The sequence below is a fragment of the Streptomyces sp. NPDC090442 genome, from assembly GCF_044769405.1.
Taxonomy (GTDB): Bacteria; Actinomycetota; Actinomycetes; order Streptomycetales; family Streptomycetaceae; genus Streptomyces.
Map to the genome: position 1 here is coordinate 1 of NZ_JBIVXW010000150.1, position 7,167 is coordinate 7,167.

The window sequence follows — 7,167 nt, forward strand, 5'->3', positions numbered from 1 at the left end:
CGGCCGACGGGACCCTGCCGGCCCGCACCATCACCCACGCCATCGGCGCCACTCCCCCGCCCGAGGTGCTCGCCCTGACCGCCGGAGTCGGCCGCGCCGTCGACGACAACCAGCCCCGCCCCTACGTCCCCGCCGCGGTCGTCGAGCAGCTCGCCGAGCAGGGGTTCGGCGCCCGCCGGCGCAACTTCCCCGAGCTGGAGGTCGAGTGCCCGCTGCACACCTGTCGGGCCCGCATACGCAGCCGCTGTAAGCGCCCGAGCGGGGCAGAGCTGCGCGAGCACACCCACGACGTACGGCAACGCGCCTACACCGACCACCTCGGCCACCTCATGCGCCAACCCCCAGCACCACGCCACCACCGCGCCCACCACACCACCGGAAGAGACCACCGATGACCCCGCCCGCAGCCCTAGCCACCATCGCCGCCCGCCTAACCGATCACCTCGACGTGAACCCGTTCCTCGCCCGCCTCACCGCCGCCGACATCGTCAACGACCTGACCAACGAGGGATGGACCATCACCACCCACGACGCGCGACCGGTCGCGCCTCGCGCGCGGGAGTCTGAGCGCCTCCCAGACCCCACACCCGAAGATCACCCCTACCACGACCCAAACGCCCCGCACAGACCCGCACAGGGTGATCAGGCGGCCGTCCTGCTCCGCCTCGACGTGCTGCTCGACCGGGCCGAACGCGGCGTGCTGCTCCCCGCCGAAGCCGCCCTACTGCGCGCCCACCTCACCAACACCCCGCGCGCCCCCGCGGCATAGCCAGCCACGACACGACCACCTCAACCGGGAGCACCCCGCATGAACCACACCACCGCCGTCCACGAGACCGTTACCGCCCTGCGCTCCATCCGGGAGCGCTGGGCCGAGTTGCTCAACGCTGTCGAGGCCCCGCCCGCCGATGTCTGGCCCCCGCGGCAACTGGCGCACACGCTGCGCGCCGTCGACGAGGAGCAGCTCGACGTCGTCGACCGGGCCCCGCTGGTGCTGCGCGAGCACCCCGCCCCGCTGAACGTCCCTGCCCTCGATACTCGGATCGCCGTCGAGCGCACACTGTTCGACCTCGCCGACACCCTCGCCGCCGCCGTCCAACACGCCGAGCCCGGCGACCCGAACCGATGGGACTACCGCAGCCCCACCTCACCCGGCACCCGCGCGCACGGCCTGCCCTACGCCACCAGGTGGATCGAGGGCCGACTGCGAGACGAACAGACCGCCCCCGAGGCGCAGCGCGACGGCACGCTCGCCCCACCACGGTTCGCCCCGCTTCCCCCGTACCTGCTGCACGAGGCACGGCGCACCATCCGAGGCGCTCACAGCCGCATGCTGCGCACCCTCGGCATCGACCAGCCCACCGCCCCGATACCCGGCCGGCCGTGCCCCTGGTGCGGTGGCGATCTGCTGCTGCACCAGAACCCCAACGAACCAACGGCCGTGACCTGCGAAACCGGGGCGGCCTGCACCGCACCCGTCTCTCGCGACGAACAGGGACGGCGCACGTGGACGGGCGAGCAGCTCCTCGGTCTTGAGGCCGCTCTCAACGCAGGCGGCCGGCATGCGAACGCCGCTTAGGCCGTGCACTGCGAGGTCAGCGCCGACCCCCGGCAAGAGGGTTGCGCCATGATCGTTACGTGCCCTAGCATTGGGGGCACGTCCGGCGTGCCCAAAAAATGCGACGCACTCTCGCATCAGGCAAAGACCGCCGCATCTCACCAGCCACACACACGGCGCCCACACAACCTTTACGTGCTCTTGACGGTCACACCTGTGTCAGTAGTCAACTGCTCGGGAGACCAAACGTGAAGCGCACCGCCATCACTTTAGTCACTTCTCGCTTCGAGCTCGCCCTCAATGAGCATGGACACTATTGATCCAAGGTCACGTGATACGGAATCGCCGGCACCTGCCGAATGGATTCCTGGAATTGGCTTGATATGGTCACGCACCACCATTAGCAGCGCGGTGATCATTTCCGCATCAATTTGATGTATCATCCTCCTTTTTTCCATTGAGTCGATGCAGCTGACCAGAAGGACAATCGCATCTAGCGCGTTGGAAGTGCTGACCACGGCCCTAGGGCTTGCATCGGGCAGGTCTCTCCCCTGTGCTGAAGCAGCCACGAGTGCCCGCGCCACACCGCGAAGTCGATTCTGGGGTGAAGATGTCACATCTCCACCCGCCTCAGGGGCCGGGGTGGACGTTGTTTGGCTGGTCTCTGTCGGGAGCTACGAGGCTCATTGCCTCGCCGATCTTCTTGCCGTCCTCCAAAAGGGACACCTGAATCACCCCCTGGTCGGATAAGCCCCTCCAGTTTTCACCGATCCACGTCTCGGCGTCCCCTTGTGTTGAAAATTCACTCTCGTCTACCTCCAGAGAGACTTCATTCCCCTTCGGTCCTTCGAATCGCCACTCCCAGGACATCCGGCAGACCTCCAACCCAAAAGAGCCCATGGCCTATTGCGATCAACGCGTCAGATCACCAGCAGACCACACGGCACACCACGTGCAACCGGAAGCAGCTTGCACCGGACGGCCGGAAGGAACGCCCCGAGAGATCGCCACCGTTGTGCAGTCCCACCTCTGCCCCAAGAAGTGATCGCGCATCGACGGCCCGGCAGCACACACTGCTGGGCCGTTCGCATGCCTGGGAGGTGAGCGCCGCCGATGGCTGAGCCGATCACCGACCGGGACCGCGAGGCCGTGCGCCGCCTGCACGCCGAGGGCAAGTCGCGCAATCAGATCGCCCGGACGATCGGGCGCAGCGCCGCCACGGTGAGCAAGATTGCCCGCGCCGAGGGGCTTACGTTCTCCGGCGGGGCCCGCGTCGCAGCAGCTACCGAGGCGCGGCGCGCCGATGCTGTCGCGCGGCGGGAGTTGCTCGCCGACGAGGCCCTCGACGGCGCCCTCGGCCAAGTCGCCCGCACCACGGGCGCCGAGAGTGCGCGCGATGCCCGCGACCACGCCACCGCCGCCCGCGCCCTGACCGAAGTGCACGCCCGCGTCGCCGAGTTGGCCCGCGCCACCGGCACCGGGAGCAGCGGCGGCTCGATGCTCGACCGCCTCGCCGACACCCTGCTCGGGCCGGCCAGAAGTGACAGCGAGGGGGGTTGATGTCTGTGCCCGCCCCGATGTCCGACAAACAGCTCGACTCGATCCGCCAGGCGACCTCCCGTATCAACATCTGGCACGGGTCCGTACGGTCCGGCAAGACGATCGCCTCCCTGCTGGCACTGCTGCTCGCTATTCGCCGCGCTCCCGACTCGGGCCTGATCACCATCTGCGGGCGCAGCTTGCAGACCATCGAACGGAACTGTCTCGAACCCCTCGCCGACGAGGCGCTGTTCGGGCCCGTTGCCCGGCAGGTCCGGCACACCCGCGGCGCGACCACGGCCGTCATTCTCGGCCGGACCGTGCACCTGATCGGCGCGGCCGACACCCGCGCCGAGGGGCGCCTGCGCGGCCTGACTGCCTGCCTGGCGTATGCCGACGAGGCAACGCTGCTCCCCGAAGGATTCTGGACTCAGCTTCTCGCCCGTCTGTCCGTGCCCGGGGCGCGACTTCTGGCCACGACGAAGATCCGACCGAAACGTCGAGGCACTGAACCTATCAACGGTGGTGCAGCTACCGCCTGTTGGCGAGAACCAAGATCTGTTCGGAACCCCTACGCATGGTTGCCCGCGTTGGTGGGTCCTTCCGGACTCTTGGAATCGACCAACGCCCGGCAGCGACACCCCAGTAATGGACGGCCCCGACCGGTGCAGCAACACCGGTCCGGGGCCTTGATCCCCAACCCTGCTACGAAGGGCGAGGACCCATGCACAAGGCTACCGACCATGCGAGCGTGGACAGTACAGAACTGGCGATACCCGCCGGCCCGATCGAGGCGGCGCCCTGGTCGGCACTGTCCGGGACCGAGGAATACCGCGCCGCGCTTGCCGAGGCGTTCGCGGGCGTCGAGTTGGGGGCGCACGACCGCCTCATCATCGAATGGCTTGCCGGTTGGGATTCCCCGACGGTCGCGACGCTCGCGTCCCTGGTGATCCGGGCACGCAAGGCGGGGGGTGCCCGATGACCAGCGCTGCACTGCTGGAGCGCGCGACGGAAACCGCGCTGGCCGCCGGAACCGTGGCCGATCGCCCGTTGCGTGCGGTGATCTACGCGCGGGTGTCGAGCGACCCCTACAACCGGGGCAAGTCCGTTGCCGACCAGGTGACCGAGTGCAAGCGAGAGTGTGACAATCGCGGCTGGCCGGTCGTGAAAATCTTCCGGGACAACGACCGTTCCGCCTCGCGATACGCCACCAAGGAACGCGCCGAATACACGAAGCTCATTGAGTTCTTGGGCACGGGCTCGGCGGATGTGCTTGTCACCTGGGAGTCGTCCCGCGCGCAACGCGAGCTTGAGGTGTACCTCAACCTGCGGAAGATCGCCGAGGGGAACAACGTCCAGTGGTGCTACAAGGGCCGCCTGTACGACCTGTCACGCACCGATGACCGATTCTCCACCGGCCTTGACGCGCTGCTCGACGAGCGCGAATCGGGCATCACCCGAGACCGTGTGCTGCGCGGCAAGAAGTCGAGCGCCGCCAAGGGGCGCCCCAACGGCCGCAAGCTCTACGGCTACGCACGCGAATACGACCCGCGTACCGGCGAGTTCGTGCGCTCCGTGATCGACGAGAGTCAGGCCACCATCGTGCGCGAGGCCGTGCACCGCGTCGCCGCGGGCGAGACCCTGACGGCGTTGTGCCGGGAGTTCAACCGGCGTGGCCTGCGCACAAACACCGGCCGCTATTGGTGGCCGTACACACTGCGCGCGATGGTGACCAACCCCGGATATCTCGGCAAGCGGACCCGTCACGGCGTAGTGATCGGGAAGGCCGAATGGCCCGCGATCCTCAAGACCGCCAAGGAGGTACAGGCGTTCTACGCCTGCGTGCAGCGGCTCAACGATCCCAAGCGGACCACGACCCGCCCCGGCGGCATCAAGCACATGATGACCGGACTCGGGACCTGCGGGGTGTGCGGCGGCAAGATCACCGCTTCCTACCGGGCGCAGACCGTCGGGCAGGGCGACGCGCGGCCCACCCGGTACGGATGCGGGGGCACTGCCACCGAGGGCGGGTTCTGTGTGTCCATCCAGAAGACCGATCTCGACCAGTTCATCAGTGATCTTGTGACCGCGCGCCTGTCGCGTCCGGACGCTGTCGAACTGCTCGCCGATGACTCGGAGAAGGCCGAGGAGGCCGCCGCGCTGCTCGCCGAGGCCGCCGCCAAGCGTGCCACCCTGGACGAGGCCGCCGACAAAGTCTCTACGGGGGAAATGACGGTGGCCATGGCCGCGCGGATCGAGGCCAAGCTCTTGCCCGAGGCCGAAGCGCTCGAAGAACGCGCACAGTCGCTCACCACCGCGCCCGTGCTGCGCGGGCTCATCCGCGCCGATATCGCCGACGTCTGGCCGACCCTGCCCGTCACGCGGCAGCGCGAGGTGATCAAGGCCCTGATGAACGTCGCCTTGATGCCCGCCAACGCGCAAGACCCGGAAACCGCCCGGCAGATGCGCCGCGAACTCGGCAGCCGCCTGCGCCACCTCCGCAAGGCTCACGGCTTGTTGGGCATGACCGCCCGCGGGCTCGCCGAGCTGGCAGGCTGGCCGCGCCACAAGGTCGAAAACGCCGAGGTCGGCAAGCAGACGCCCACCGCCGACGAGGTGCGCCTCATGTGCCGCCTGCTCGATGCCGAATCCGAGGCCGACAGCCTCATTGCCCTGATCCCTGCGCGCCGGCTGCCGACCGCCAAGCGCGTAAAGATCACGTGGAAGCACGACCTGTAGACCCCAACCCCCTCAACCGGTACGCCCAGCGGCCACGAACCCCACACGGTTCGTGGCCGTTTCGCGTGCCCGGACGCATGGAGGCAGCACCTCATGAACGACACCGCACCGACCAACGACACGGCTCGCGCCGATGGCTACGCCGCCGAGATACGGGCGCTGGTGGACGCTGCGCCGCCGCTGAGTGTGCGGCAGCGCGAGCGGCTGCGCCTGGTCTTCCACGCCCGCCCCCGCGCCAAGACCGGCACCAGACGGGCGGCAGCATGACGGGCTCCGCCATAGCCGCGGCGCGGCGCCGTGCGGCCGGTCGCCTGCCCCCGCTCGCCTGCGGGCACCGTGACCCGCTGCTGTGCCTGGCCGCGTCGTCCGGCCCCAGCGCGTACGGCCTGTCCCGCGCCCAGCTCGCCGCCGAGGTGGCCCGGTGCCGGGTGCGGGGGTGGAGCGAGGCCGACCTCGCCGCCCGGTTCGACACCCCGCAGGCCGCCCCATGAGCGCTACACAGACCGCGCAACGCCCGGCCGCGGCGCCCAGTGCCAGCGTCGCCCCGGCGCCGCCCGAGCAGGTCGCGCACGACCCGGTAGCCCTGTGGGCGTCGGCACAGGTGACCGCGCTCAACGTCCCAGACGCTCCCGAGTACGGCAGTCCGGCATGGTGCGCGTTGCGCGCGAGCGACCCGCGCCGTTCGGCTGCGCTCATCACCGCCGCGGAGCAGTGGCGCCGCCACACCGCCCGCGAGGCGTGGCTCGACCATCTGCTGACCCACGATCCCGAGCAGTGGTTCGCGCATGTCACTGCCGGCGCCAACGACCACGCCCGCACCCTCGTGGGCAGCCTCACCCGCCGGCCGACGCACGACGAACTCGCCGCCCGCCGCACCGTGCGCTCCCCCGAACGCCCGGTCGTGGCTACCCCCGGCTGGCCGCCCGTCGCTATCCCTGGCCGGCCCGGCTGGTGGCGCCACGTGGGACCGAGCGGCGAACAACTCGACCTCCCCCACAACCGCCCCAAGGAGAAGGCCCGTTGTCCCCCGACATGCCCGCCCCGCCTCTCGACCCGGCGATACGGATGCTGATCACCCCGCCCACTCCCGCCGACGATCCCCCGCCCACGCCATACGCCCCGCTACCCGGCCCGGAGCGCCACCGTGGGCACCTGCGGATGGCCGAGCGGTTCCTCGCCGAGCACGCCGACCACCTACGCCACGTGCACGGGGTCGGCTGGTTCCGCTGGGACGGGGCACGCTGGGCCCCTGATGAGCAGCGCGCCGACATCGAGGCCGCCGTCACCACCGTCAAGACCGCCCTCGCCGACCTCAACCGCCTTACCGGCCA

Annotated in this window: 10 protein-coding genes and 2 pseudogenes; 10 read left to right on the forward strand and 2 right to left on the reverse strand. The window is 69.6% G+C overall.

Features of this window, described 5'->3' with window-relative positions:
* The 3 genes and pseudogenes from ACIQU6_RS43300 to ACIQU6_RS43310 form a co-directional block, all read left to right on the forward strand.
* Positions 1–395 (forward strand): annotated as a pseudogene (locus ACIQU6_RS43300) (hypothetical protein); the annotation flags it as partial.
* Positions 392–769 (forward strand): hypothetical protein, encoded by a 378-nt coding sequence (locus tag ACIQU6_RS43305; RefSeq protein WP_403488010.1) that lies wholly within the window; start codon positions 392–394, stop codon positions 767–769. The pseudogene ACIQU6_RS43300 and the gene ACIQU6_RS43305, both read left to right, overlap by 4 nt.
* A 39-nt stretch (positions 770–808) precedes the next feature.
* Positions 809–1,579, forward strand: coding sequence for a hypothetical protein (locus ACIQU6_RS43310; protein ID WP_403488012.1), 771 nt, complete (start codon positions 809–811; stop codon positions 1,577–1,579).
* 248 nt (positions 1,580–1,827) lie between these two features.
* Here ACIQU6_RS43310 and ACIQU6_RS43315 read toward each other — a convergent pair whose 3' ends face one another.
* Positions 1,828–2,076, reverse strand: a complete 249-nt coding sequence (locus tag ACIQU6_RS43315; RefSeq protein WP_403488014.1) for a hypothetical protein — start codon at positions 2,074–2,076, stop codon at positions 1,828–1,830.
* 112 nt (positions 2,077–2,188) lie between these two features.
* Positions 2,189–2,428, reverse strand: coding sequence for a hypothetical protein (locus ACIQU6_RS43320; protein WP_403488016.1), 240 nt, complete (start codon positions 2,426–2,428; stop codon positions 2,189–2,191).
* Positions 2,429–2,671: 243 nt separating this feature from the next.
* Between ACIQU6_RS43320 and ACIQU6_RS43325 the strand changes: the two genes are divergently transcribed.
* The 7 genes and pseudogenes from ACIQU6_RS43325 to ACIQU6_RS43355 all read left to right on the forward strand — a co-directional run.
* A complete protein-coding gene (locus tag ACIQU6_RS43325; RefSeq protein ID WP_403488018.1) occupies positions 2,672–3,118 on the forward strand; it encodes a helix-turn-helix domain-containing protein in 447 nt (148 codons plus the stop codon).
* 730 nt (positions 3,119–3,848) lie between these two features.
* Complete coding sequence (locus ACIQU6_RS43330) at positions 3,849–4,079, forward strand: hypothetical protein (protein WP_403488020.1); 231 nt, start codon at positions 3,849–3,851, stop codon at positions 4,077–4,079.
* Positions 4,076–5,836 carry a recombinase family protein gene (locus ACIQU6_RS43335; RefSeq protein ID WP_403488022.1) on the forward strand — a complete coding sequence of 587 codons (1,761 nt, stop codon included), beginning with the start codon at positions 4,076–4,078 and terminating at the stop codon, positions 5,834–5,836. The genes ACIQU6_RS43330 and ACIQU6_RS43335 overlap by 4 nt, the downstream gene beginning before the upstream one ends.
* A gap of 93 nt (positions 5,837–5,929) precedes the next feature.
* A complete protein-coding gene (locus ACIQU6_RS43340; RefSeq protein ID WP_403488024.1) occupies positions 5,930–6,103 on the forward strand; it encodes a hypothetical protein in 174 nt (57 codons plus the stop codon).
* Positions 6,100–6,327, forward strand: coding sequence for a hypothetical protein (locus tag ACIQU6_RS43345; protein WP_403488026.1), 228 nt, complete (start codon positions 6,100–6,102; stop codon positions 6,325–6,327). Before ACIQU6_RS43340 ends, ACIQU6_RS43345 begins: the two co-directional genes overlap by 4 nt.
* Entirely contained in the window at positions 6,324–6,908 is a 585-nt protein-coding gene (locus tag ACIQU6_RS43350) for a hypothetical protein (protein WP_403488028.1), read from the forward strand. The genes ACIQU6_RS43345 and ACIQU6_RS43350 overlap by 4 nt, the downstream gene beginning before the upstream one ends.
* Positions 6,902–7,167: pseudogene (locus ACIQU6_RS43355) on the forward strand (hypothetical protein); the annotation flags it as partial. The gene ACIQU6_RS43350 and the pseudogene ACIQU6_RS43355, both read left to right, overlap by 7 nt.